The sequence below is a fragment of the Streptomyces sp. CC224B genome (assembly GCF_030010595.1).
GTDB lineage: Bacteria > Actinomycetota > Actinomycetes > Streptomycetales > Streptomycetaceae > Streptomyces > Streptomyces longispororuber.
The window spans coordinates 17818-41253 of record NZ_JASCXL010000046.1 but is presented as its reverse complement, the minus strand read 5'-3'; the positions used below and the strand labels follow the sequence as shown (position 1 = coordinate 41253).

Genomic DNA, 23436 nt, shown 5'->3' with positions numbered 1-23436 from the left:
ACCGCACGTGACACGGCACGGGGACGCACCGGACCGCAGCCCGGTCCGTACGTGCCCCTGGCTGCCTCGCACCTCCGGCCGATCGCGCTCGACGCCCCGCGCGTCGCGCGGGCCCCGCTCGCCGTCACCCCGGGGCGTACTGCGCCTCCCCGTGGCCGAGTGACCAGTCGACCGACTGGTTCTCGAGCACGGTGACGAAGACGTTCCGCGGTTCCGTACCGGCGTACTCCTCCGCCAGCTCGGCGATGCGCCGGTACAGCGCCCGCTTCCGGTCGGCCGTGCGTCCCGCGCGCATGACGATCATGACGTAGACGATGCCGTCGTCCCGCCGCACGCCGAGGTAGTTCCCGTGGCGCAGGGTGCTCCGGTGACCGTCGTGGCTCGTCAGGATCTGGAAGTGGTCGTCGGGCGGGATGCCGATCGTCTCCACCAGGGCTTCGTGGACGGCGCGGCCGAGCGCGTCCAGGCGCTCGCTGTCGGCGCGCAGGGCGTCGATGCGGACCAGAGGCATGACGGGCTCCTTGTCGTCGAGTGGATGTACATACTAGTAGGTACAGAGGGGGTGCGGATGGGGAGTGCGGATGGGGCGCGGAGTGTCGAGCGACGGGAGCGCGCATGCGTTGGCGCGACCCTTTCGAGCGGGGACGCCGAGGTTACGAGGGTGACGCGAGCCAGTCGGTGTAGCGGGTGGGGCCGAAGTAGGCGTCCCTGTCGGTGAGGACGTCGCCCTGGACGGCGGCGAACATGCCGGCGGCGGGGTCCGTGACGACGGTCCGGTGGTCGCCCCTGCGGGACAGGGTGAGCCGGCCCAGCTCGTCCAGGGGGAAGACGTCGGGTCCCGCGATGTTGCGGATGCCGCGCAGCGGGCGCCCGGCGGCGACCTCCGCCACCGCGGCGGCGACGTCCTCGGCGGCGATCGGCTGGACCGGTGTGGCGGGGAGCCGGACGGTGTCGCCGTCGCTGGTCCACGACAGGACGCTGTCCATGAACTCCATGAACTGCGTCGCCCGCACGATCGAGTACGGGACCGGGCCCGCGGCCAGCAGGTGCTCCTGGAGCGTCTTGGCCCGGTAGTAGGCCAGTTCGGGCACCTGGTCGACGCCGACGATCGAGAGGATGACGAAGTGGCCGACGGCGCCGCGCCGCGCCGCGGCGAGGAGGTTGTCCATGGAGGTCCGGAAGAAGGCCGCGGAGGCCTCGTCGAAGGTCGGGGAGTTCGTGAGGTTGACGAGGACGTCGGATCCCGCCACCGCCGCGTCCAGCCCCCGGCCGCTGATGACGTCGACCCCGGTGGACTGCGCGTGCGGCACCGCCTCGTGTCCCGCCGCGGTGAGCTTCGTGACGACTTGTGACCCGATCAGACCGGTACCGCCCATGACCGCGCACTTCATGATGTGCCTTTCGCCGAGTTCTTCCCGTCGCTGTACCGTCGGCCTCTCGCGAACGGCCGGCGGGAGGCCGACCGGCCCGGGCGCTGTGGACGGGGACCCTAGAACGGGACCCCCGTGCTGGGTAGGGGCGAGGTGCGACGGAATCCCGGGCCTGCCGCCGCCGCTCCTCAGCCGTCCGGACGCGGGCGGCGCCGTCCGGCCCACAGCAGGAGGACCACCGAGCACAGCGCGGCGGACGCGCACCAGGTGGAGACGTACTCCTGCCGCCACAGCGCGAAGGACACCGCCGCCCCGACGGCGACCAGGACGCCGAACCCGATCAGGCCCCTGTCGCGGGACAGGAGCAGGGAGCCGATGGTGGCGAAGAGGTAGCCGGCGACGGTGGGGCCCGCCCACGGCAGGCCCAGGGAGTACCCGACGGTGTGTCCCCGGATCTCGGCCGTCACGGTGCGGGTGGCCAGCGCGTGGGCGAGCACCGCCGCCGTCACGGCCCCCGCCGCCAGCGGGACGAGCAGGCGGCGGCGCGCGCCCGGCGGCGCGGCGCAGAGCACGGCCACCGGCACCCACAGCGCGAGCAACGGCAGCGCGACGACGGCCCAGGCGACGGTGGCGGGCCCGGTACCGCCGCCGTCGCGCCAGACCGCGGCCTCGGTGATCTGGTGCCACCCCAGCAGGAGCGGCAGCGCGGCCAGCGGCAGGTCACGGGGGCGGCGGGCCGCCAGGGCCACCGAGGCGACCCCCACGGCCGCGATGCCCGTGCCCGCGACCAGGTCGGCCGTGGCGCTCCAGCACATGGCAGCAACGGTACGACCGCCGGGCCGCGGAAGCGCGCCGGCTCGGGCGCTCCCGCCGGGCCGTCAGGCGCCGACCAGCAGGTGCGCCGCGAGCGCCGTGGTCACCGCGCTCGACGTGAGCGCCGTGACCAGACGGCCCCGGCGGCCGGTCAGGGCGCGGCCCAGGAGCGCCCCGCCGCCCGCGAGCAGCAGTTGCCAACTGGCGGACGCCGCGAAGGCGGCGCCGGTGAAGACCGCCTGGCCGAGGCGGTCCGGCTCCGCGCCCGTCCCGGTGCCGACCACCAGCGCGGCGAAGTACACGACGGTCATCGGGTTCAGGAGGGTGATCCCCAGGAAGGTGACGTACGCGCGGGCCGGGGTCGGCGGGTGCTCGGCGCGGGGCGCGGCGGCCTCCCCGGGCTCGCGGTACCGGGCCACCGCCGCGCGGGCCGCGCGCACGGCCAGGAACACCAGGACCGCCGCGGAGAGCAGGCGCAGCGGTCCGACGGCCGGTGTGACCACCCGGGCCGCGGCGGCGCCCGCGACCGTGGCCACCAGCGCGTACAGTCCGTCCGCCGTCGCCACGCCCAGCGCGGCCGAGGCGCCGACGCGCAGCGAGGTGCGGGCGGTGAGCGCCACCAGGTAGGTCGCGACCGCCCCGACCGGTACGGCGATGCCGTACCCGGCGACGAGGCCCGCGACCAGGTGGCCGGTCACCGCGGGCGCGGCGACGGCCTCCGCGGACGGCCGGGCTGCTGTCGCCCGTGTGCCGGGCGGCCGGCGGAGGCGAGGGGCAGCGGGGCGGGCGTCGTGTCGCTGGGCATGCGCCGAGCCTGCTGGCCAGGACCCGGCCCTGGCAACCCGATTTCCCCGCGCCCCGCTCCGGCCGAGCCGTGCCGCGCCTGGCCAGCCCGCCCCGCCCCCGGCAGGACCGCGTACCGGCCCTGCCCCGCCTCGCCTCGACCCTGCTCCTGTGCTCCTGTGCTCCGGTCCACCCAGCCCTGGCAACGGCCTTCAGGTACGCCACCCCTCCTGGCAGCGGAGGCCACCACCGGCCGACGCGAACAACCACCCGGCAGCCGAAGCAACAGCCGCGCAACAGAGCCCACTTGCCGCACCGGCCCCAGCAGCCCCGTTCACCCCCGGCTCAACGCCCGCCCCCGGCCCCTCGCGCCCGCATGGCCCGAACCATGCGCCGCCCCTTGACATCCGCCCCCGCCGCCGCGACGCTCCCTCACGCTCGTGTTAACGCTAACACCAGGCCGGGGAACGTCCTCCGGCCACCGCCGAGACGCACCGGGAACCCCGAGAACCCCCGGGGCACCTCCCGAACCACTCGGAACCGCCCGGCACACCCCGGGAGACGCACCGCACGCACGCACCGCACGCACGGCACGCACGGCACGCACCGCACGCACGGCACACTCGGGACCCACCTGGGGGCCGCCCATGTCAGGCACCACGCCCACCGCGCGCACCGAGCCCACCACGCCCATCGCGCGCACCGCACCGCTCGGGCCGTCCGGCCCGGCCCGCCGCACCCTGCTCGCCGGAACCGTCGCCGCCGTCGCCGGGACCCTGGCCGCCGGCTGCGGCACCGACGGGGGCCAACCCCGCGGCAAGGTCGCCGTGTTCGGGGACAGCGCCGCCTGGGCCGGGCCCATGTCCGCAGCCGGGAAGGCCATGCGCGAGGTGGCGGGGCTGAGCCTGGTCCCGGAGGTCAACCCGCTCCTGGAGTCCTTCGAGCAGGTGGTCAAGTCCTCGCTGCGCACCCGCAAGACCCCGGACCTGCTCAAGTACTGGTCCGGTTACCGCCTCAAGGACCTCGCCCGCACCGGCGGCACCGTCGACCTGACCGCCGCGTGGGAGGCCGCCGTGCGCAAGGGGTGGGCCGACCCCTCGCTGCGGGGCGCGTTCGCCGACCGGGGCCGCGTCCACGGCCTGCCCATGAACCTCGCGTACTGGGTGTTCTTCCACAACCCCGAGGTCTTCGCCGAGCACGGCCTGAGGCCCCCGCGCACCTGGGACGACTTCCTCGCCGCCTGCGCCCGGCTCAAGCGCAACGGCGTCACCCCGCTGCACGGCACCGCCGACGGCCGCTGGCCGTCCTTCATCTGGTTCCAGGAGGTCCTCACCCGCCAGGACCCGCGCTACTACCAGGACCTGATGAACGGCCGCGCCCGCTACACCGATCCGCGCGCCGAACGCGCCCTGCGCACCCTGGTCACGTTCTTCGACGACGACTGGTTCACGCCCATGGACATGAACCACGTCGACGCCGCCGCGGCCCTGGTCCACGCCGAGGTCGGCATGGTGCCGTGCGGCACCTGGCTCGGCTCCACGCTGGCGGCCGCGGGCGGCAAGCCCGGCAGGAACATGAGCGCCTTCGTGCTGCCCATGGCCGACCCCGCGGCCCGCCCCAGCGTCGTCTTCGAGTCCAGCGCCCTCGTCGCCACCGTCAAGGGCCCCGACCACGACGAGGCCGTGCGCGCGACCCGCGCCTGGCTGCACCCGGCCGTGATGAAGGCCTTCTCGGACACCCTCCAGGACGGCTGCCCCAACCCCGCGGTCGCGCCCGCCAACCCGGTGATCGCCGGACTCCAGAAGAAGGTGCGCGGCGAGAGGCTGTGGCTGCTCAACCGCTTCTGGGAGCAGGGCCCGCCCGAACTCGTCGAGGCCACCGTGGACGACCTCGCCGGCTTTCTGCTCAACCCGTCCTCGTACCGGAAGGTGCTGCGCACCATGCAGGACCGCGCCGACGACGCCTGGCAGGTGTGGCGGGAGGCGGCCGAGACATGACCGAGATGGTGACCCCCGCCGGCCCGCCCGCGCCCGGGGCCCGGGCGCCGCGCCCGCCGCGCGCCCGCCGCCGCGTCCCCGTGCGGAGCCCCCACCAGGCCGTACGCCCCGGCGCCCGGCTCGGCGGTCCGCTCGCCGCGCTGCCCTGGGCGCTGCCCGCGTTCGCCTTCGTCGGCGTCCTGCTCGTGTACCCGTTCGTCCGCAGCGTCTACGGCAGCTTCTTCGGGGACAACGGCTTCACCAGCGAGTTCACCGGCTTCGACAACTACGCCCGGCTCGCCGACGACCCCGTCTTCGGCCGCTCCCTGCTCAACACCCTGCTGTGGGTGGCCGGGACGCTGCTCCTGCCGGTGCTCGCCGGTCTCGTCATCGCGGTGGCCACGCACCGGCTGCGCTGGGGCGGCGCCGCCCAACTGGTGATCGTGCTGCCCTTCGCGATCTCCGGGACCGCCACCGCGGCCCTGTGGTACTTCATGCTGTCCTCCGACGGCGCCGTCAACCAGGCCCTGCGCGCCGTCGGCCTCGACTCCTGGGCGCAGACCTGGCTCCTGGAGTGGCCGCAGAACACCCTGGCGCTGATCGTCGCGAGCACCTGGCAGGCCACCGGCCTGAACGTGGTGCTCTTCGCCATCGGCCTGCGGGCCCTACCCCGCGACACCGTCGAGGCCGCCCAGCTCGACGGCGCGAGCGGCTGGCGCATGTTCCGCCACATCACGCTCCCGCACCTGCGCGCCGTGACCGTCGTCGTGGTCGGCATGGCCATCGTCAACAGTCTGAAGGCATTCGACATGATCTGGATCCTCACCCAGGGCGGCCCGTCCCGCTCCTCCGAGACCCTCGCCCTGACCATGTACCGCGAGACGTTCCGCCTCTTCCACGTCGGCTACGGCTCGGCGATCGCCCTGGTCCTGACGGTGGTCGTCGTCGCCTCCTCGTGGCTGTACCTGCGCCGCCAGATGCCCGACACGGGCTGGGCGAAGGCCTAGGGGACGCCATGGGCCGCACCGCACGCCACGTCTTCGTCGCCGGGTGCGTCGCGCTCTGGCTGCTGCCGCTGTACCTGCTCGTCGTCAACGCGCTCACCCCCGCGGCCGAGTACCGGGGCGAACCCGACTGGACGTTCCAGGGCTTCGCGCTCGCCGACAACGTCGAGACGGCCTGGAAGGAGGCCCGGATCGGCGACAGCTTCCAGGCGTCCCTCCTGTACGCCACCGTCTGCGGCCTGGTCGCGGTGCTCGTCGCCGCCACGGCGGCCTTCGCGGTGGTGGTCCTGCCGATCCCGCGGCCCGCGCTCTGGTTCTGGCTGATCTACTCCGGCACGCTGTTCCCGCTCCAGATCTTCCTCGCGCCGCTCTTCGGCCTGTACGCGGACACCGGCCTGTACGACACCCGGCTCGGCCTGATGCTCGTGTACGTCGCCTGGGCCGTGCCGTTCGCGTTCTTCCTCATCCGCAACCAGATGACCACGATGCCGCCCGAGCTGACCGAGGCCGCCCTGATCGACGGCGCCTCCTTCGGCCGCATCTTCTGGCGCGTCCACGTGCCGCTGATGCGCGCCGGGCTCGGCGCGGCCTTCCTCTTCCAGTTCACCGCCGTCTGGAACGACCTGCTGCTCGGCCTGACCCTCAGCCGCAGCGGCGACGTCCAGCCCGTCATGGCGTCGCTGGCCACGCTCCGCGCCACCTACGCCTCCAGCGGCCCGCCCGTGATCCTCGCGGGTGCCCTCGTCGTGTCCGTGCCCACGCTCGTGCTCTTCCTGCTGTTCCGCGGCCTGTTCCTGCGGGGCATCACCGCGTCCGTCCGCTGACCCGACCGCACCGTCCGTCCGCCGACCGTCCGTACGTCCGCACCGTCCGCCCGCACCCGGGGAGATCCGCATGACCACACGGGCCCTGGTCCGCACCACCGACTGGGACAACGACCGCGTCCGCGCCGCCCTGCGCTCCGGCGTGGTCACCGCCGAGGGCACCCTCGGCGGCACCGCACTGCGCCTCACCGAGGAACCCCTGCTGCGCCGCGCGGCCGACGGCACCCTGCTCCAGTCCCTGCGGGTCGAGCCCGTCAACGGCGGCAGCCTGCCGGGGGAGTGGGCGGTGCGGACGGAGTCGGGCGCGGCCGTGCGGACCGAGCGCGCGCCCGGGCCCGGCGGCGGGGTGCGGCTGCTGGTGCCCGCCGTGGAGGCGCCGACGCGGCTCACGGTGGGACTGCCCGGCGCGGCGGCGGACGGCATCGGCGTCCGGCTCACCCCGCAGCGCCGCTGGACGGTGCACCTCGTGCACCACTCGCACCTCGACATCGGCTACACCGACCCGCAGGGCCAGGTCCTCGCCGAGCACCTGTCGTTCCTGGACTCGTGCCTGGAGCTGACCCGGGCGACCGACGACTGGCCGCCCGACTCCCGGTTCCGGTGGTGCGTGGAGTCGCTGTGGTCCTTCCGGCAGTGGGCCGACGCGCGCCCCGCCGAGCAGGTCGAGGAGCTGGTGCGCCGGGTGCGGGAGGGCCGCATCGAGCTGACGGCCCTGCCGTTCAACCTGCACACCGAGACCTGCTCCACGGACGAGCTGCATGAACTGCTGCGCCTCGCCCACGACGTGCGCGCCCGCCACGGCGTCGCCCTGACCGCCGCGATGCAGACCGACGTGCCCGGCGCGGTCGTCGGCCTCGTCGACGCCCTGGCGCAGGCGGGCGTCCGCTACCTGTCGGTGGCGCACAACTGGGCCGGGCGCTCGGTGCCGCACCTGGTGGGCGGCGAGAAGCTGCCCCGCCTGTTCCGCTGGCGCGCCCCCAGCGGGAACAGCGTCCTGGTGTGGGTCACCGACACCCCGCACGGCCTGGCCTACATGGAGGGCCCGCTGCTCGGCTTCGACACCGCGTACGCCGACGTCGACGACCTGCTGCCCGCCTACCTCACCGCCCTGGCCACGCGCCCCTACCCCTACGACGGCGGCGTCTTCGGCTGGGCCGTGGACCGGGCGGAGGTCAAGCGCGAGCCCTACCCGTGGGACGTGCTGCACCTGCGCGTGCAGGGGAAGTTCGGCGACAACGCGCCGCCGCGCCGCGTCATCGCCGACACCGTACGGCGCTGGAACGACACCTGGGCCCACCCGCGCCTGCGCCTGTCCCGCAACGAGGACTTCTTCCGCGACGCCGAGGCGCGGCTCGGCGACGCCATCCGCACCTTCGAGGGCGACTGGGCCGACTGGTGGGTGGACGGCGTCGGCGCGGGCGCCCGCCCGCTGGCGCTCGCCCGCACCGCCCAGGCCGAGGTCGCCGACGCCCAGACCATCGGCGCGTTCGCGTCCTTCCTCGACGCCACGGGGGCCGAGGACGACACGCGCGACGCCGCCGGGGTGTACGAGGCGGTGTCGCTCTTCGACGAGCACACCTGGGGCGCCGGCGACCCGTGGACCCACGGCGACGAGGGCGGCCACTCCGGTGAGCACCAGTGGCACTGGAAGTACGGGCAGGCCCTGCGCGCCCACGACGACGGCGCGTCCCTGCTGCGCCGGGCCGGGGCCCGGCTCGGCCAGCGCCTCGCCGCCGCGGGCGACGCCGTCGCCACGTACCACGTGGTGAACACCTGCTCGTGGCCGCGCACCGACGTCGTCCGGATCTTCCTGCCGGAGAGCACCGCGCCCCTGGACCAGCGGGTGACCGTGCACGACGCCCGCGACGGACACCGCCTGGACCACGAGGAACGGCCGCAGACCAACGACGACCACCGCGACGCGGGCCGCTTCCTGCTGGTGCGCGTGGACGAGGTGCCCTCCGCCGGTACGGTGCGCCTGGACGTGCGGGCCGACACCGGGCGGGCCGGGCCGCCGCGGGCACCCGCCGCCGTCAGGGCCGCCACCGGCTGGAACCCCACCGGGTCCAGCGAGCGCGAGGACCCCGCCGAGAGCGCCGCCCGCGCGGCCGCCCACCCCGACCCGACGCTCCTGGAGAACGAGTACCTCGCCGTCCGCGTCGACCTCGCGCACGCCTGCGTGGCCTCCGTCGTCGACAAGGCGACGGGCCGCGACCTCGTCCGCCCGGACGCGATCACCGGCTTCAACGCGTACGTCCACGACAGCTACACCACCGCCGGGGCCTTCAACCACAACTCCAGCCGCACCACCGCGTCCGAGCGCCTGGAGCACCTCGGACGGCGCGCCGTCGCCCCGCCCGCCGCGCTCGTCGCCCGCCGCTCCACCGCGGTCGCGGAGTCGGTCACCTACGAGACGCGCCCCCTCGGCGCCAACCGGCTGCGCGTCACCCTGACCCTGCCGCGCGGCGTCGCCCGGCTCGACATCGAGAACCGCCTCGACAAGGACCGCACCCTGGGCAAGGAGAGCGCCTACTTCGCCTTCCCCTTCGCCTTCGAGGACCCCGTCGTGCGGATGGAGGCCTCCGGCGGCGTCACCGGCACCGGCCTGCCGGTGGTGCCGGGCTCCGCCCCGCACATGCGGGCCGTGCGCCGCTGGGTGACGCTCGCGCAGGACGGGCACGCCGTCGCCTGGGCCACGCAGGACGCGCCGCTCGTGCAGTTCGGCAACATCGCGCTGCCCTACGCGCCGTTCCCGAAGACCCTCGGCCACGACGAGCCCGCCACCGTCTTCTCCTGGATCCACAACAACCTGTGGGACACCAACTTCCCGAGCGAGCAGGGGTTCGAGTTCACCTTCCGCTACAGCGTCGCCTGCGGACCGACGGCGACCGGGCTCGGGACCCGGACGGCGGCGGCGTGGAGCAGGCCGCTGCGGGCGGTGCGGGCCCGGGGCGCATGGGGGGACGCCCCGGTCTCGCACTGCTTCCTCACCCTGGACGACCCCCGCGTCCGGCTGGTCGGCGCCACCACGCCCCGGGCGGGGGAGACGCTGCTGCGGCTCCAGTCCTTCGCCGAGGAGCGGGTGGTGTGCCGCCTGCGCGTCGGCTTCGCCGCCCGGGCCGCGTACCGGGCGGGCTACCTGGGCGGCCGCGGCGAGCGGCTCCCGCTGGCGGACGGGGAGGTGAGCGTCGCCGTGCCCGCCCTCGGCACGGCGGCGGTGCTGTACGAACGCCCCTGACCGCGCACGGGGCCCGAGCGGCCCCGCACCACCACGACGCCTGTCGCGACGGTGAGGAGAACGTGTGTACCGGCTCGACCCGCGCTACGGCCCCGCGCCCGGGACCGTGATGGCCGCCGGCTGGCCCGCCGTGGCCGCGCACCTGCCCCGGACCCCGCGGACGGTGGCGGTGGAGGGGCCCCCGTCCGTGGACTTCACCCGCCTGGCCGCCCGCCTCGCCGAGCACCACGGCGCGCCCGTGCGGACCCTCGACGTGCGGGCACACCACGCGCCGCCCGCCACCGTGCGCCGCCGCACCGACGACGGCACCGGCGACCCGTACTACCGCAGGCTCGCCGCCAACCCCCTCAGCGACTTCTTCGACGAACTCCCCGGCCCACCACCGCCGTCGACCGGGCTGCTGCTCGTGCACGGCCCCGGCGCCTCCCTCGTCCCGCACGACGTGCTGTGGTACGCCGACGTGCCCAAGCGGTACGCGGAGGCGGCCGTCGCCGCGGGCACCGGCCGCAACCTCGGCCTGCCCGGGGAACCGCCCGACCTGCGCCGGCTCTTCTACACCGACTGGCCCGTCCTCGACCGGCACCGCGACGCCCTCGCCCCCCGCGTCGACGCCTGGCTCGACGTCCAGGACCCCGGCCGGCCCGTCCTCCTCGACGGCGACGGCCTGCGCGCCACCCTCGCCGCCCTCGCCCGCAGGCCGGTGCGCACCCGCCCGTACTTCAACTCCACGCCCTGGGGCGGCCACTGGGCACAGCGCGAGCTCGGTTTCAACCCGCAGGCCCGCAACACCGCCCTGGGCTACGAACTCATCGCCCCCGAAGCGGGCGTCCTCGTCGGCACCGGGCCGGACCTCCAGGCCGAGGTCCCCTTCCAGTTGCTGTGCGCCCTGCACCCGCGGGAGGTGCTCGGCGCCGAGGCGCACGCCCGCTTCGGCACGTCCTTCCCGATCCGCTTCGACTACCTCGACACCGTCGGCGGCGGCAACCTGTCCGTGCACTGCCACCCGCGCGAGGCGTACATGCGGGAGCGCTTCGGCTGGCCCTACACCCAGCACGAGTCGTACTACGTGACGCTCGGCGGCCCCGGCGCGCGCGTCTTCCTGGGGCTGCGCGAGGACGCCGACGCCGAGCTGTTCCGCAAGCAGGTCGAGAAGTCCGCCAAGGACGGCGTGCCCATGGACCCGGAGGACCACGTCCAGACCTTCCCCGCCGACCGGGGCCGTCTCTTCCTCATCCCCGCCGGCACCCCGCACGCGAGCGGCGCCGGCAACGTCGTCCTGGAGATCAGCGCCACGCCCTACCTGTACAGCCTGCGCTTCTACGACTGGCTGCGCCCCGACGCCGACGGCAGGCCGCGCCCGCTGCCCTACGAGCACGGCCTGGCCAACCTGGACACCGCGCGGCGCGGCACCGCCGTCGCCCGCGACCTCGTGCAGGAACCGCGCGTCCTGCGCTCCGCCCCCGGACGGCGCGAGGAACTCCTCGGCGCCCTGCCGGAGATGTTCTACGAGGTACGGCGGTGGTGCCTGGACGCCGGCGCCGTGGCGGACGACGACACCGCCGGGCGCTTCCACGTCCTGAACGTGGTGGAGGGCGCGGGCGTGGAGCTGCGCACGGCCGCGGGCGACCGGCACCCGCTGGCGGGCGCCGAGACGCTCACGGTCCCCGCCGCGGTCGGCCCCTACCGGATCGCGGCGCTCGACGGCCCCGCCCGCGTCGTCAAGGCGCTGGTCCGCCCGGCCGCAGGGGCGAGGCGCCCGTGAGGCCCGGTGCGCGACACGGTGCGGGGCCGGGCCCGAGGCCCGTCCTGGAGCTGGGCGGCACCCATGTCACGGCCGCCCTCGTGGACGGCGCGCGCGTCGTGCGCCGGGTGCGGCGCGCCCTGGACGGCGGCGGCAGCGCCGTGCACGTCCTGGGCGAGGTCGTGCGCTGCGCCACCGCCCTCGGCGCGCCGCCCGGTGCCCGGTGGGGCGCGGCGGTACCCGGCCCCTTCGATCACGACCGGGGCATCGCCCGCTTCGCGGGTGTCGGCAAGTTCGACGCCCTGTACGGCGTCGACATGGGCTCCGTGCTGCGCGACGGCGTGCTGCCGCGCCCCGCGGGCGTGGTGTTCCTCAACGACGCGCACGCCTTCGCGCTCGGCGAGTGGCACGCGGGCGCCGGGCGCGGCCACCGGCGCTGCGTCGGCATCACCCTCGGCACGGGCGTCGGCTCGGCCTTCCTCGCGGACGGCGCCGTCCGCCGCGACGGCCCCGGCGTACCGCCGCTCGGCCGCGTCGACCTGACGCGGATCGCGGGACGCCCGCTGGAGGAGACCGTGTCCCGGCGGGCCCTCCGCGCCCGCTACGGCGACCCGCGCGCGGACGTCCGGGACATCGCCGCCCGCGCCCGCGCGGGCGAGCCCCGCGCCGCGCGCGTCCTGCACGAGGCCGTACGCTCCCTCGGCGCGCTTCTTGCCCCGTACGTACGGGAGTTCGGCGCCACGGCGCTTGTCGTGGGCGGCGGCATGGCCGCGTCCTGGGACCTCGTCGGCCCGGCCCTGCGCGACGGCCTGGGGGACACGCCGGTGCTGCCGCGCCCGGGCGCGCTCGGCGGCGACGCGGCGCTGGTGGGGGCGGCGAGGTACGCGGACGAGCGGGCGACGGACGCGCACGAGCGGGCGACGGACGGGGAAGCGCGGGCGACGGACCGGGACGTGCGGACCACCGGCGGGGACGTGTAAGGAGGCGGGGAGGCGGCCGGGCGGTGGGCGCCGCGCCTCGGCGGGCGGCCACAGGGGCCATGATCGTGGGGTCACTCGACGTACGCACAGGAAGGGCACGCCATGCCCGGTACTCCGCGGGAGCCCAGGAGCGGCCGCCCCACCCTCCGGGACGTCGCCGAGAAGGCCGAGGTCAGCGCGATGACCGCCTCCCGGGCGCTGCGCGACGACCCCCGGGTGCTGCCCGCCACCCGCGACCGGGTGCGCGCGGCCGCCGCCGCGCTCGGCTACCGGCCCAACGAACTGGCCCGCCGCCTGCGCCTCGGCCGGGGCACCGGCCTGGTCGGCCTCGTCGTCACCAACTTGGCCAACCCCTTCTACTCCCGCCTCGCCCTCGGCCTCGACTCCGTGCTCGGCGCGGACGGCCTGAAGACCGTCATCGGCAACACCGGCCAGGACCCCGGCGCCGAGCGGGAGCTGGTCACCGACCTGGTGGGCCGCCGCGTGGACGGCATCGTCGCCGTTCCCGCGGGTGACGACCAGCGCCACCTGGCCGCGGCGGCCGCCGACGGCGTGCCGGTGGTCCTCGCCAGCCGCCCGCCCCGAGGCTTCGCCGCCGACTGCGTCCTGGTCGACGACTACGGCGGCGCACGCGACGCCACCGCCCGTTTGATCGCCCGCGGTCACCGCCGCATCGGCTTCCTCGGCTCGCCCCCGGCCGTCTACACCGGCACCGAACGCCTGCGCGGCTACCGGGACGCGTTGTCCGCAGCCTCCCTGTGCCCCGACGCGCGCCACATCCGCCAGGGGCAGACCCAGCCGCACGAGGCGGAGCGCGCCGCCGCCGGCCTGCTCGCGCTGCCCGACCCGCCCACGGCCCTGTTCTGCTCCAACAACCGCAACACCATAGGGGCGTTCCGCGCCGTCCGGGCGGCTCGCGCCGACGTCGCCCTCGCGGGGTTCGACGACTTCGAACTCGCCGACGCCCTGGGCCTGCCGCTCACCCTGGTGACGTACGACAGCGACGAACTCGGCCGCACGGCGGGGAGGCTGCTCCTGGACCGGATGCGGGAGCCCGGCCCGCCGGACAGGGCGGATCCGGCGGGCGCGCGGCGCGTGGTGCTGGCCACGGAGCTGGTGGAGTACGGCGGCTGAGCCCGGGCGGCGGCCGCGGGGCGAGCGCGCTCAGCAGGTGAACACCGGTGCCTCGCGGGACAGTACGGCCGTCGTCGGCTCGGTGGACCACACCGCGCGCAGCTCGTCGGCGAGCGCCGCCACCAGCTTCGGCACGTCCTGCGGGGCCGAGTCGTGCAGCGCCTCCGTGATGATCAGCACGTCGGTGGTGGTGTCCCGCACGGCCGAGAGGCCGCTCTGCCGGTTGGTCCAGCGCCGGGAGTGGGCCCGGCGCCCGTCGTCGGCGAAGACCACCTCGCGGGCGTCCGGCCGCTCGGTCCCCCCGGCGAAGGTCTCGTACGCCTCGTCCCCGTCGGCGTACCGGACGTACAGGTCCCCGCTGACGCGCGACAGGTCGAAGACGCCGACCGGGATGCCGTACGCGACGGAGACGGCGTTGCAGAGGTCGATGAGCGGGTGGATGCGCGGCAGCGAGCCCTCCCGGCGGAGCCGCCGCAGCAGCGATTCCGAGGCGCACCGGTACTGGGTGGGCTTGAGCCCCATCGCGGAGAAGGCCCGCCGCCAGGCCGCCACCTCCGGGAACCGGCTCTCCGGGACCTCGGCGAGGCGCTCGGCGGCCACCGCCTCGTACGCGGCCACGGGGCCGTCGACCGGGACGCCGGTACGGATGCCGCGGGCGTGGAGCACACCGGGGACCAGGCTCGGGAAGTCCTGCCAGAGGGCGGTCGCATGCTGGAAGCGCACTGGTTCTCCTGTCGGGTTCGGGTCGTCGGGTTCGCTGGGGTGGTGCGTGGGGGTCGGGGAGCAGGCGGTCCCTCAGGTGAGGGCGAGCTTGGCGCCCAGGGCGGCGAAGGCGCCCGCGAAGACGCGCCGCAGCCACGTCACCACCGCGGGCCGGGCGATGACGTGGTCCCGCATGGCCGCGGCGAACCGTCCGTACGCGGCGAACACCACGAGCGTCAGGAGCATGAAGTAACCGCTGAGTTCGAGCATGCGGACCACGGCGTGCGGGTGGTCGTCGGGCACGAACTGCGGCAGGAACGCGAAGAAGAACAGCGTGAGTTTGGGGTTGAGGAGATTCAGCAGGACGGCGGAGACGATCACCCCGGACGTCGAGCGCGGGGCGCCGCCGTCCTGTTCCGCGGTGAGCGCGCCGGTGTCCCGCAGCGTCTTCCACGCCATGTACAGCAGATAGGCGACGCCGAGGTACTTGAGCGTCTGGAACGCGAGCGCGCTGGTGTGCAGCAGCGCGGCCAGGCCCGTGATCGCGGCCAGCACGTGCGGAACGATGCCCAGCGTGCACCCGACGGCGGCGACGAAGCCGGCGCGGCTGCCGCGGGAGAGGCCCGCCGAGACGGTGTAGAGGACGCCGGTGCCGGGGGTCACGGTCATGACGAGCGAGGTCAGCAGGAACTCCATGGCTCGACTCTGCCGCCACAATGGATCGGTGAACAGGTCCAAAGGATCTCCATCCGACAGGTCCATAACGCCCGCTGCCCGAGCGGAGCGAAAGGCTCCGGCGCCTCCTCCCGCCCCTGCGCCTACGCCTGCGCCTGCGCCTTCCGGCCCCGCGCCCGCCACCACCCCGTCCGCGCCTGCCCCGTCCGCCGCGCCTGCCGCCACCCCGTCCGCCGCGCCCTCCGCCTCGGACTTCCTCCAGCTCAACCCCGCCGACGCCCCGCAGGGCGGCCTGGCCGACTGGCTGGCCCGGCAGATCCGGCGCGCGGTCGCCGACGGCCTGCTGCCGGTCGGCAGCAGGCTGCCCGCGACGCGGGTGCTCGCCGCCGAACTCGGCGTCTCGCGCGGCGTGGTCACGGAGGCGTACCGGCGCCTGACCGAGGACGGGCACGTCGCCGGGCGGGGGAGGGGCGGCACCGTGGTGGTGACGGCACCCCTGGCAGCACCAACTGCCGTACGGGCACCCATAGGTGACGAGGCATCAGGGAGACGGGCACTGTTCCGGGCCCCGCCCGGCACCGACGCCTTCGACGCCCTGCGCGCCGCGCCCGCCCGCATCGACCTGTCGCCCGGCCTGCCCGACCTCGCCGCGTTCCCGCGCGCGGCCTGGCTGCGGGCCGAGCGGTCCGTGCTCGCCGGACTGGTCCCGGCGGACTTCGGCTACGGCGACCCGCGCGGCACCCCGGCGCTGCGCCGTGCCGTCGCCCGCTGGCTCGCCCGCAACCGCGGCATCGCGGCCGACCCCGAGGAGGTGCTCGTGGTCGCGGGCACCGCCCAGGCGCTCGGCCTGCTGGCCGCCGTGCTCCAGGACGCCGGGACCACCCGCGTCGCCATCGAGGACCCGAGCTCGCTCGGCCTGCGCCAGCACCTGCACGTGTCGGGCCTCCAGGCCCCACCCGTACCGGTGGACGCGCGCGGCGTACGCGTGGACGCGCTGCGCGCCACCGGCGCGCCCGCCGTGCTCCTGACGCCCGCGCACCAGTTCCCGACCGGGGTGGTCCTCGACGGCGCCCGGCGCCGGGAGCTGGCCGCGTGGGCCCGCGAGGGCGGGCTGATCGTCGAGGACGACTACGACGCCGAGCACCGCTACGACCGGCCGCCGGTGCCCGCCCTGCGCTCCACCCTGCCGGAGCACGTCGCCTACGCGGGCAGCGTGTCCAAGCTCCTGGCACCCGCGCTGCGCGTGGGCTGGCTGCTCGCGCCCCGCGGGCTGCACGCGGCGCTGGTGGAGGCCAAGCGCTTCGCGGACCTGGGCAACGCGGCGCTGCCCCAACTGGTCCTCGCGCACCTGATGGAGACCGGCGGCCTGGAGCGCCACCTGCGCCTCCTGCGCCGCCGCCACCGCGCCCGCCGCGACACGATGATCGAGGCCGTGCGCACCCACCTGCCGGGCGCCGTCGTCCACGGCGCCGCCGCGGGCCTGCACCTGATGGTGACCTTCGCGGACCGGTACGACGACACGGCCCTGGCCGCGGCGGCCCTGGAGCGGGGCGTGAAGGTGCAGCCGCTGTCCTGGCACGCCCAGCACCCGCAGCCCCCGGGCCTGGTCCTCGGCTACGCGGCGAGCACCCCGACGGACATCACCGAGGGGGTGGCCCTCCTGGGCCGCCTGCTCCGGTGACGCGCGGGGCCGTTCCGCCCCCGTCGGCGGGGCGGCCCGGCGCCACGGCCTCGGTGCGTGCCTCCAGCGCGTGCAGGACGGCCGCCATGTCGGCGGAGCCGTGCCCGAGGGCCACCGTGTCCGCGAACAGCGCGTGGCAGGCGTCCAGGAGCGGGGAGGCCACCCCGCGGGCCCGGGCGGCGTCGGCGATGAGCCGGTTGTTCATCAGGACGTCCCGGACCGCCGCCTGGACGTCGAAGTCGCGGGCGAGCAGCTTGGGCGCCTTCATCCGGGAGACGGCGCTGGCCATCGGCCCGGCGTCGAGGACGTCCAGGAACCGGCGCGTGTCCAGGCCGTGCCGCTCGGCGAAGTGGAAGGACTCGGCCAGGCCCGTCACCGTGGTGATGAGGAACAGGTTCACCGCCAGCTTCGTCAGCAGCGCGTCCGGGACCCGCCCGCACACGAAGGTCTCGTGGCACATGGGCTCCAGCAGGGGGCGCACCGCCGCGACCGCCGCCTCCTCGCCCGCCACCATCGCCACCAGCCGCCCGGCCTCTGCGGGCACGCGCGAGCCGGACACCGGGGCCTCCACGTACCGCCCGCCCGCCGCGCGGACGTCGGCTTCGAGCCCCTGCGAGTACGCCGGTGACGTCGTACCCATGGGGACGACGGTGCGGCCGGCGACGCGCGCGGCGAAGTCGGGCGTGCCCCGGCCGAGGACGGCGTCGACGGCGTCGCCGTCGGCGAGCATGAGCAGGACGACGGGCGCCTCCCGGAAGACCTCGTCGGGACCGGCCGCGACGCGCGCCCCGGCGGCGCGCAGCGGTGCGCACTTGGCGGCGGTCCTGCTCCAGACGATCACCTCCGTGCCGGAGCGGGCCAGCCGGAGCGCCATGGGCCGCCCCATGACGCCGAGCCCGATGAATCCCACGTCCATCCGCGCACCCCCGTGACGTCGTGACGTCGTGACTTTGTGACGTCGTGACTCCGCGATTATGACCGCTGTCATAGTAGTACGGGGGTACGAGCCGGGGGCCGGGCGAGACTCCGGCCACCGGCGCCGAGCTACTCCTCCGCGCTCTCTGTACAGTGGCCCGGCCTGCTGCGTACGACGGGAGGGCGGCGATGGGGTCCGGGCGAGGCCCGCGGGAGCGGATGGTGTTCAGCGCGGCGCAGCTGCTGCGCCGCGGCGGTGTCGCCGCCACCGGGATGCGGGAGGTCGTCGCGCACGCCGGGGCGCCGCGCGGCTCGCTCCAGCACTACTTCCCCGGCGGCAAGGAGCAGTTGGTCAACGAGGCCGTGGAGTGGGGCGGCGGCTACGCGGCCGAGCGGGTCGGGCGGTTCCTCGCCGAGCTGCCCGAGCCCTCGCCGGGCGCCCTGTTCGCCGCGATGGTGCGCCAGTGGACGGACGAGCTGGCGACCGCCCCGGACGCCACCGGCTGCCCGGTGGCCGCCGCCGTCGTGGACCGCGCCGGGTCCGCGGAGTCCACCCGGGAGGCCGCCGCGGCCGCGTTCGCCCGGTGGGCCCGTCCGGTGGCCCGGGCGCTCACGGACATGGGCGTGCCCGCCGCGCGCGCCGAGCCGCTCGCCACGCTCATGATCAGCACGCTGGAGGGCGCCCTCCTCATCGCCCGCGCCGAGCGGGACGCCCGGGCCCTGACGACGGCGGTCGCCGAACTCGGCCCGCTGCTCGACGCGGCGGTCACCCGAGGGACGTGACCGGCGCCGCACCCGCCGGGAAGAAGGAAGCCGAAGCCGCCGGAAAGAAGCCGCCAGGCCGCCCGCCGCCGGGGAGCGGCCCCGCCTACGGAGTGCCGCACCTCGCCGGCGCGTCCCGGCGGACCAGCGCCAGCGCCTCCAGCACCAGCGGATGGTCGAGGTGGCGGGCGACCAGGACGAGGTGGGCGCGCTCCTCGGCGGCGGGCACGTCCTCGCCCGGCAGGACCGGGAGCCGGGTGTCCGAGGGCGAGGGCGGGCGGCCCGCGCCCCGCCGCTCGGCGGCGTACAGCAGGGTGGCCGCGGCCTGGGCCGCGACGACGTCGACGCCCGGGTGGCGGCCCCGCCGGGCCAGGTGCGCCACGACGTGGGCGGGCGCGCCGGACATCCACGGGCGCAGGCTGCGGGCGCCGTCACGGATCTCCACGAGCCTGCGGGACAGCGCGATCCGGGTGTCCCAGCCGCCCCACAGCAGGCCCGGGGCGAGCACCAGACCGGGGTCGGCGCGCACCACCGTCTGCCACAGCGGCCGCAGCGTGACGTAGTCGCCGCGGTCCCGGCGCCGCGCGTGCAGCGAGGAGCGGACGAAGCTGAAGTGGGCGACCAGCCAGCTCACGGCCGTGGTCAGCCAGGCCCCCTCGGCGAGCGCGTCCAGGCACCGGCCGTGCGCGGCGGCCGCCACGGCGACCAGCAGGCACACCGCGTGCACCAGATCCAGGGCGACGCCCGCGGCGAAACCCCGGAGGTACCGGTCGAGCGCCGGAGTGAGCCAGGGGGCGTCGAGGGCCCGCAGCGCACGGCACTGGCGCACCGTCGCCGTGACGACGACCAGCAGGGCGGCGGCGTACAGCAAATGCAGCGCCACCACCTGCGGCACGCGCGCGTGGTCGACGGGGAGCAGCAGCGGCCGGGCCGGGCCGCCGAGGTCCGCCTGCGCGAACAGGGCGGCCATGACGGCGAGTACGCCCGCGTACAGCGGCGCCCAGGCCGTCACCGTGCGCCGCAGGACCGCGCCGGTGCGGTCGGGCGCGGCCCACAGGTGCGCCTTGAGGTGCGCGTGGCCGACGGACAGCAGGGCCGCGAAGTGCGCGAGGAGCGCGGCCAGATGGGGCACGCCGGTCGCGTCGCCGACGGCGCGGTACACGGGCGGCACGGTGAGCAGGAAGACCGCGCCCGCGTGGAACAGGGACGACGCGGTGAGGGTGAGGACCAGGGTCGGCGCGCGCCGGGCCGCGAGGAGCTTGAGGACCCCGAGGACCAGGGTGGTCGCGGCGACGGCGAGACCGACCGTGGTCAGGGCGGTGTGCCACATCAGACGCCGACGCGCCGGTGGGCGAAGGAGCAGAGCAGGGGGTCGGTGTGGCGGCAGGCCGGGTCCAGGGACAGCATGAGCAGGCCCACGGTGGCGAACACCTCGGCGGCCCACTCCTCGTCCTCGCCGTCCCCGCCGTGCGCGCCGTGCCCGGCGCCGCCCACGGTGCCGGCGGGGGCCGGGGCGGCGGCGCGCGGCCGGGCGGGCCGGGCGAGCACCTCGGCCACCACGGTCGGGGGCAGGGAGGGCAACTGCGCGCTGAGCGCCCCCGGGTCGACCGGGGCGGCGAGGGCGTCCGGCGCCGGGCCCGCGGCGGACGGTGCGCCGCACAGAAGGTGGTAGAGCTCGTGGAGCAGGACGTGCAGCCCCTGCCGTTCACTGGTGTTGGTGGTGACGACGACGGTGTCCTCGCACTCGCCGCGCACGCAGAAGCCGCTGACGTGCGGGGGCAGGGCCACGCGCAGGACCGTGACGGGCCTGCGGCGCACCCGCGCCACGGCGTTCACGAGGTCCGGCAGCCGCTGGCCGGGCAGCAGGCCGAGGTCGTCGTGGAGGATGCGGACGGCCCGCCGCCGCGCGCGGGCCCAGGCGCGGCGCTTGTGCACGGCGCCGCGGATCCGGGCCGAGGCTGCGCTCACACGGGCCCCGCCGGTGCGGCGCCACGCCGCGGAGGCACCGGTGAACAGCACGGGTCAGCTCTCCCGCGGCGGCCGCGCGTGCCCGGCGCGCCGGGGTGGCACGGTTCTTCGCCCGCTCCAGGCGGGACACGGGCCCTGAGCCCGTGTGCTGGCCGTCTTCATAAGGCCCTTCACGCTCCCGTTCCGTCCACGTGACAGGCGTGTGCCCGCTGACCTGCGCTGGGACATTATCAGGCCGGATTCAGCGGTGGCGCGGTCGGATGCGTGGATACGGCACCGGTGGCCATCCGCCTTGGTGACGTGCCCAGTTGGGCACGCCGGGACGCCTGTACGGTGGCACCCGCGGACGCTTTCGCGGGCCTCGCGTTGTACGGCCGCCAGGACATCCGGAGGGCGGCGGACGGAGGCAGGACGTACCGGTTCGCCCCCTTTGCCGGGAAGTGGCGCACCGGCCCCGGGGCCGGCGTGTCAACGATCGAGGACGGTCCTGGCCGGTGAGGGTCCGGGCGGATACTCTCAGGGCGCCCACGAGTTCCATGGCCCATGGAGACCCTCAGGTGAACGCAGCCGACCACCCCCCGGCGCCTGGACACGAGATCGCCCGTCTCCTCGACGACGTCGACGCCTACGCCGCGCGCCTGGGGACCACACGTGGCCGGCTCCTGGACCCCGGGCTCATCTCCCACGCCACCGGGATCGAACCCGGGCGCGTGCGCGCCCTGTTGCACGGCGAGCCACCGGAGGAGGAGCCGCGCGAGAAGTACGCGCGGGAGACGTTCCGCAAGGCGCTGTTCCAGCAGCGGCTGCGGTTCCTCCAGCGCACCCGGCTCAAGGAGACGCCCTCGGGCAGGGAGCCGTACGGCCTGCGGGAGATCTCCCGCGCGACGGGCATCTCCGCGCAGCACGTCTCCAACCTCCTGAACGGCGAGCGCGGGGCGAACCACGACCACGCCGCCCGCCTGGAGCTGTTCTTCGGCGCGCCGGAGGGGTTCTGCTCCCGCACGGAGGGCACCGCGCTGATCGCGTACCTGCGCCGCATGGTCCACGAGGACCTGCCCAAACTGGCCACGCACGCGGTGCTCCAGGAGCTCGGGGCCCGGTCGGTGGCGCTGCGCAGCACCGCGGACGGCGCGCAGATCGACACGCTCCGCGACCTGCTGCCCGCGCTGGACGAGCTGGTCAGGGTGGTGCGGGCGCGCGAGCCCGACGGCGGCTCCGGCCGCGCGGGCGGGCCCGCCTGAGACGGCGCGCTACGCGCGTTGCCGTGGGCGGAAGCGGTCGTAGGGGCTCCGGTGGGCCGCACGGCCGGCCGCGCCGGGACGTACCTCCCTCTGCACCGCCATGACATGCGTCGTTCTCAATCGTTGACACCGCCTGTGATAGTGCATCAGGATCTGTCTACGCCAGAGCCGGGGGCAGGTGGGCTCTGACGGGGAACGAAACCTGCCCGCATGTTCCATTCGTCCGTCCGGCTTGTTGTCGACTCTCCCGTGGGGGCGGGAGTACCGGTGAACGGCCGACGGTCCTGCTCACCTCCCGGTCGGCGTCGTGCCGCTCCGCAGTGCTGACGGGCGCCCGCCCGACTGCGGTGCGACTGCCGGGAAGTGGTCGGCCCCTGCGGATGGAACCGTGTGCTCGTCAGGTGATGCCAGGGCCGCCGCGGCCCGAGCCGGTGCGCGGCGGTTGGGGAGGGGCGATGGTCAGGTCGCGGTATCGCGTACCACCGGTGCGCTCCTCGGTGGTGCGGTCGTCGAGGCGGCAGCGTCCATGGTCCGGTCCGGGGGCGCGTCGGCGTCCCCGCACGCGGGACCACACCGCTGCCGGTGGCGCGTACGACGCTCGTGTGCGCGCCCGCTGGGCGGGGTTGGGGACTCCGCTCGCTGGACCGCCCGTTCCTGATGGGCCGTTGCTCTCATCAGACGGGGCTTTATTCAGGAAGATGCCATGGATGCTACTGCTACGTCCCTCGCCGCTTCGGCCGGGGCGATCATCACCGACGAGCACGGCCACGTGCTCATGGTGAACCCGCTGCACACGGCGTACTGGAACCTGCCGGGCGGGCACATGGAGGGAGGGGAGGACCCGAGCGCGGCGTGCGCCCGGGAGATCCGCGCCGAGCTGGGCCTCGACGTGACGATGGGCGACCTCCTGGTGGTCGCCTGGGTGGACTCCGGCGGCCGTATGCCGCGGGTGTACTACGTCTTCGACGGCGGCGAGGTGGACGCCGCGCAGCGGCGGGCCATCTGCTCGGGGGAGGACGGACCGGTGCGGTACCGCTTCACCCCGCCGGACCTCATCGACGGCTCGCTGATCCCGGCCTTCGCCATCCCCATGTGGGAGGCCGCCCTGACCGCCCGCAAGGAGGAGCGCCTGGTGTGCCTCGAGGTCGAGATGTGAGCGGCCGCGCCGCACGCGCCGGCTAGAGCGGGAGGCGCGCCGCGGCGCGGGACCGGGAGGGCCCCGAGCCGACCGGACGCCGTCCCGGTGCCGCACGGCACCCCGCCCCGCACGGCATGACGTGCCCCGTCCCCTTCCTCGCCAGGAAGGGGACGGGGCACACGTCGTCGGGGCCGCGGGGGCGTCACGGCGGAGCCGTGGAGGAGTCACGGAGGAGCGCGGGGCGGGCGCGAGGGCGGCCGGGCCGCGGAAACGCGCGAATGCCGCCGCCGGGGCATCGGCGGCGGCATCCGGCTGCGGGCCGACGGCGTCCCGTCGTCCCCGCCGTGTCACCGAACGTGGGGGAGAACCATTGCTCGGTGGGGCGGTCGGCACCCGCGGAACCGGTGCGGTGCGCCGACGTGTTCACCTCATCCCAGGGCCGGGGGCGCGCGCAACGCGCGGGCGCCCCCGGAGCGTGTCGTGTTTCACCT

The 23436-nt window shown here is 75.7% G+C and carries 20 protein-coding genes; 11 read left to right on the top strand and 9 right to left on the bottom strand.

What is annotated here, in order from left to right:
• Positions 1-124: 124 nt before the first annotated feature.
• From QK440_RS19695 to QK440_RS19680, 4 genes are all read right to left on the bottom strand, one after another.
• Entirely contained in the window at positions 125-511 is a 387-nt protein-coding gene (locus tag QK440_RS19695; protein ID WP_282794458.1) for a tautomerase family protein, read from the bottom strand.
• 142 nt (positions 512-653) lie between these two features.
• Positions 654-1391: an NAD(P)H-binding protein gene (locus QK440_RS19690; RefSeq protein ID WP_282794457.1), complete on the bottom strand. Its 738-nt coding sequence runs from the start codon at positions 1389-1391 to the stop codon at positions 654-656.
• Between the two features lie 167 nt (positions 1392-1558).
• Positions 1559-2185 (bottom strand): DUF6629 family protein, encoded by a 627-nt coding sequence (locus QK440_RS19685; protein ID WP_282794456.1) that lies wholly within the window; start codon positions 2183-2185, stop codon positions 1559-1561.
• 63 nt (positions 2186-2248) lie between these two features.
• Positions 2249-2881 carry a LysE family transporter gene (locus QK440_RS19680; protein ID WP_282794455.1) on the bottom strand — a complete coding sequence of 211 codons (633 nt, stop codon included), beginning with the start codon at positions 2879-2881 and terminating at the stop codon, positions 2249-2251.
• Positions 2882-3613: 732 nt separating this feature from the next.
• Between QK440_RS19680 and QK440_RS19675 the strand changes: the two genes are divergently transcribed.
• The 7 genes from QK440_RS19675 to QK440_RS19645 all read left to right on the top strand — a co-directional run bounded on the left by QK440_RS19675 (position 3614) and on the right by QK440_RS19645 (position 13863).
• Positions 3614-4963, top strand: coding sequence for an extracellular solute-binding protein (locus tag QK440_RS19675; RefSeq protein WP_282794454.1), 1350 nt, complete (start codon positions 3614-3616; stop codon positions 4961-4963).
• Entirely contained in the window at positions 4960-5949 is a 990-nt protein-coding gene (locus QK440_RS19670) for a sugar ABC transporter permease (RefSeq protein ID WP_282794453.1), read from the top strand. The genes QK440_RS19675 and QK440_RS19670 overlap by 4 nt, the downstream gene beginning before the upstream one ends.
• Before the next feature lie 8 nt (positions 5950-5957).
• Positions 5958-6770: a carbohydrate ABC transporter permease gene (locus tag QK440_RS19665; RefSeq protein WP_282794452.1), complete on the top strand. Its 813-nt coding sequence runs from the start codon at positions 5958-5960 to the stop codon at positions 6768-6770.
• A 70-nt stretch (positions 6771-6840) separates the two neighbouring features.
• The gene (locus QK440_RS19660) at positions 6841-10008 is read left to right on the top strand and encodes an alpha-mannosidase (protein WP_282794451.1); all 3168 of its coding nucleotides are present in this window, start codon (positions 6841-6843) and stop codon (positions 10006-10008) included.
• A gap of 64 nt (positions 10009-10072) precedes the next feature.
• On the top strand, positions 10073-11770 hold the full coding sequence (locus QK440_RS19655; RefSeq protein ID WP_282794450.1) for a hypothetical protein: 1698 nt from the start codon (positions 10073-10075) through the stop codon (positions 11768-11770).
• Positions 11767-12729, top strand: a complete 963-nt coding sequence (locus QK440_RS19650; RefSeq protein WP_282794449.1) for an ROK family protein — start codon at positions 11767-11769, stop codon at positions 12727-12729. Before QK440_RS19655 ends, QK440_RS19650 begins: the two co-directional genes overlap by 4 nt.
• Positions 12730-12831: 102 nt before the next feature.
• Positions 12832-13863, top strand: coding sequence for a LacI family DNA-binding transcriptional regulator (locus QK440_RS19645; RefSeq protein ID WP_282794448.1), 1032 nt, complete (start codon positions 12832-12834; stop codon positions 13861-13863).
• A 30-nt stretch (positions 13864-13893) separates the two neighbouring features.
• Here the strand turns inward: QK440_RS19645 and QK440_RS19640 are convergent, their stop codons facing one another.
• Positions 13894-14586 (bottom strand): phenylalanine--tRNA ligase beta subunit-related protein, encoded by a 693-nt coding sequence (locus tag QK440_RS19640; protein ID WP_282794447.1) that lies wholly within the window; start codon positions 14584-14586, stop codon positions 13894-13896.
• A 72-nt stretch (positions 14587-14658) separates the two neighbouring features.
• Positions 14659-15261 carry a LysE family translocator gene (locus tag QK440_RS19635; protein WP_282794446.1) on the bottom strand — a complete coding sequence of 201 codons (603 nt, stop codon included), beginning with the start codon at positions 15259-15261 and terminating at the stop codon, positions 14659-14661.
• Positions 15262-15289: 28 nt separating this feature from the next.
• On the opposite strand from QK440_RS19635, the gene QK440_RS19630 reads away from it, so the two are divergent.
• Entirely contained in the window at positions 15290-16921 is a 1632-nt protein-coding gene (locus tag QK440_RS19630) for a PLP-dependent aminotransferase family protein (RefSeq protein WP_282794445.1), read from the top strand.
• Here QK440_RS19630 and QK440_RS19625 read toward each other — a convergent pair.
• Positions 16881-17837 carry an NAD(P)-dependent oxidoreductase gene (locus tag QK440_RS19625; protein ID WP_282794444.1) on the bottom strand — a complete coding sequence of 319 codons (957 nt, stop codon included), beginning with the start codon at positions 17835-17837 and terminating at the stop codon, positions 16881-16883. The genes QK440_RS19630 and QK440_RS19625 overlap by 41 nt on opposite strands.
• A 188-nt stretch (positions 17838-18025) precedes the next feature.
• On the opposite strand from QK440_RS19625, the gene QK440_RS19620 reads away from it, so the two are divergent.
• Positions 18026-18619, top strand: a complete 594-nt coding sequence (locus tag QK440_RS19620) for a TetR/AcrR family transcriptional regulator (RefSeq protein WP_282794443.1) — start codon at positions 18026-18028, stop codon at positions 18617-18619.
• Positions 18620-18704: 85 nt separating this feature from the next.
• Here the strand turns inward: QK440_RS19620 and QK440_RS19615 are convergent, their stop codons facing one another.
• Together QK440_RS19615 and QK440_RS19610 are read right to left on the bottom strand one after the other, a co-directional pair.
• Positions 18705-19928, bottom strand: coding sequence for an MAB_1171c family putative transporter (locus QK440_RS19615; RefSeq protein ID WP_282794442.1), 1224 nt, complete (start codon positions 19926-19928; stop codon positions 18705-18707).
• Entirely contained in the window at positions 19928-20566 is a 639-nt protein-coding gene (locus QK440_RS19610; protein ID WP_282794441.1) for a hypothetical protein, read from the bottom strand. The genes QK440_RS19615 and QK440_RS19610 overlap by 1 nt, the downstream gene beginning before the upstream one ends.
• A 557-nt stretch (positions 20567-21123) precedes the next feature.
• Between QK440_RS19610 and QK440_RS19605 the strand changes: the two genes are divergently transcribed.
• Entirely contained in the window at positions 21124-21807 is a 684-nt protein-coding gene (locus QK440_RS19605) for a hypothetical protein (RefSeq protein ID WP_282794440.1), read from the top strand.
• 703 nt (positions 21808-22510) lie between these two features.
• Positions 22511-22963 (top strand): NUDIX hydrolase, encoded by a 453-nt coding sequence (locus tag QK440_RS19600; protein ID WP_282794439.1) that lies wholly within the window; start codon positions 22511-22513, stop codon positions 22961-22963.
• Positions 22964-23436: the final 473 nt, after the last annotated feature.

Excerpts from the sequence above, each read along its gene's own strand:
- QK440_RS19690 (WP_282794457.1), bottom strand. The coding sequence starts at position 1,391 with ATGAAGTGCGCGGTCATGGGCGGTACCGGTCTGATCGGGTCACAAGTC.
- QK440_RS19695 (WP_282794458.1), bottom strand. The coding sequence starts at position 511 with ATGCCTCTGGTCCGCATCGACGCCCTGCGCGCCGACAGCGAGCGCCTG.
- QK440_RS19620 (WP_282794443.1), top strand. The coding sequence starts at position 18,026 with ATGGGGTCCGGGCGAGGCCCGCGGGAGCGGATGGTGTTCAGCGCGGCG.
- QK440_RS19615 (WP_282794442.1), bottom strand. The coding sequence starts at position 19,928 with ATGTGGCACACCGCCCTGACCACGGTCGGTCTCGCCGTCGCCGCGACC.
- QK440_RS19625 (WP_282794444.1), bottom strand. The coding sequence starts at position 17,837 with ATGGACGTGGGATTCATCGGGCTCGGCGTCATGGGGCGGCCCATGGCG.
- QK440_RS19675 (WP_282794454.1), top strand. The coding sequence starts at position 3,614 with ATGTCAGGCACCACGCCCACCGCGCGCACCGAGCCCACCACGCCCATC.
- QK440_RS19660 (WP_282794451.1), top strand. The coding sequence starts at position 6,841 with ATGACCACACGGGCCCTGGTCCGCACCACCGACTGGGACAACGACCGC.
- QK440_RS19645 (WP_282794448.1), top strand. The coding sequence starts at position 12,832 with ATGCCCGGTACTCCGCGGGAGCCCAGGAGCGGCCGCCCCACCCTCCGG.
- QK440_RS19635 (WP_282794446.1), bottom strand. The coding sequence starts at position 15,261 with ATGGAGTTCCTGCTGACCTCGCTCGTCATGACCGTGACCCCCGGCACC.
- QK440_RS19665 (WP_282794452.1), top strand. The coding sequence starts at position 5,958 with ATGGGCCGCACCGCACGCCACGTCTTCGTCGCCGGGTGCGTCGCGCTC.
- QK440_RS19670 (WP_282794453.1), top strand. The coding sequence starts at position 4,960 with ATGACCGAGATGGTGACCCCCGCCGGCCCGCCCGCGCCCGGGGCCCGG.
- QK440_RS19685 (WP_282794456.1), bottom strand. The coding sequence starts at position 2,185 with ATGTGCTGGAGCGCCACGGCCGACCTGGTCGCGGGCACGGGCATCGCG.
- QK440_RS19600 (WP_282794439.1), top strand. The coding sequence starts at position 22,511 with ATGGATGCTACTGCTACGTCCCTCGCCGCTTCGGCCGGGGCGATCATC.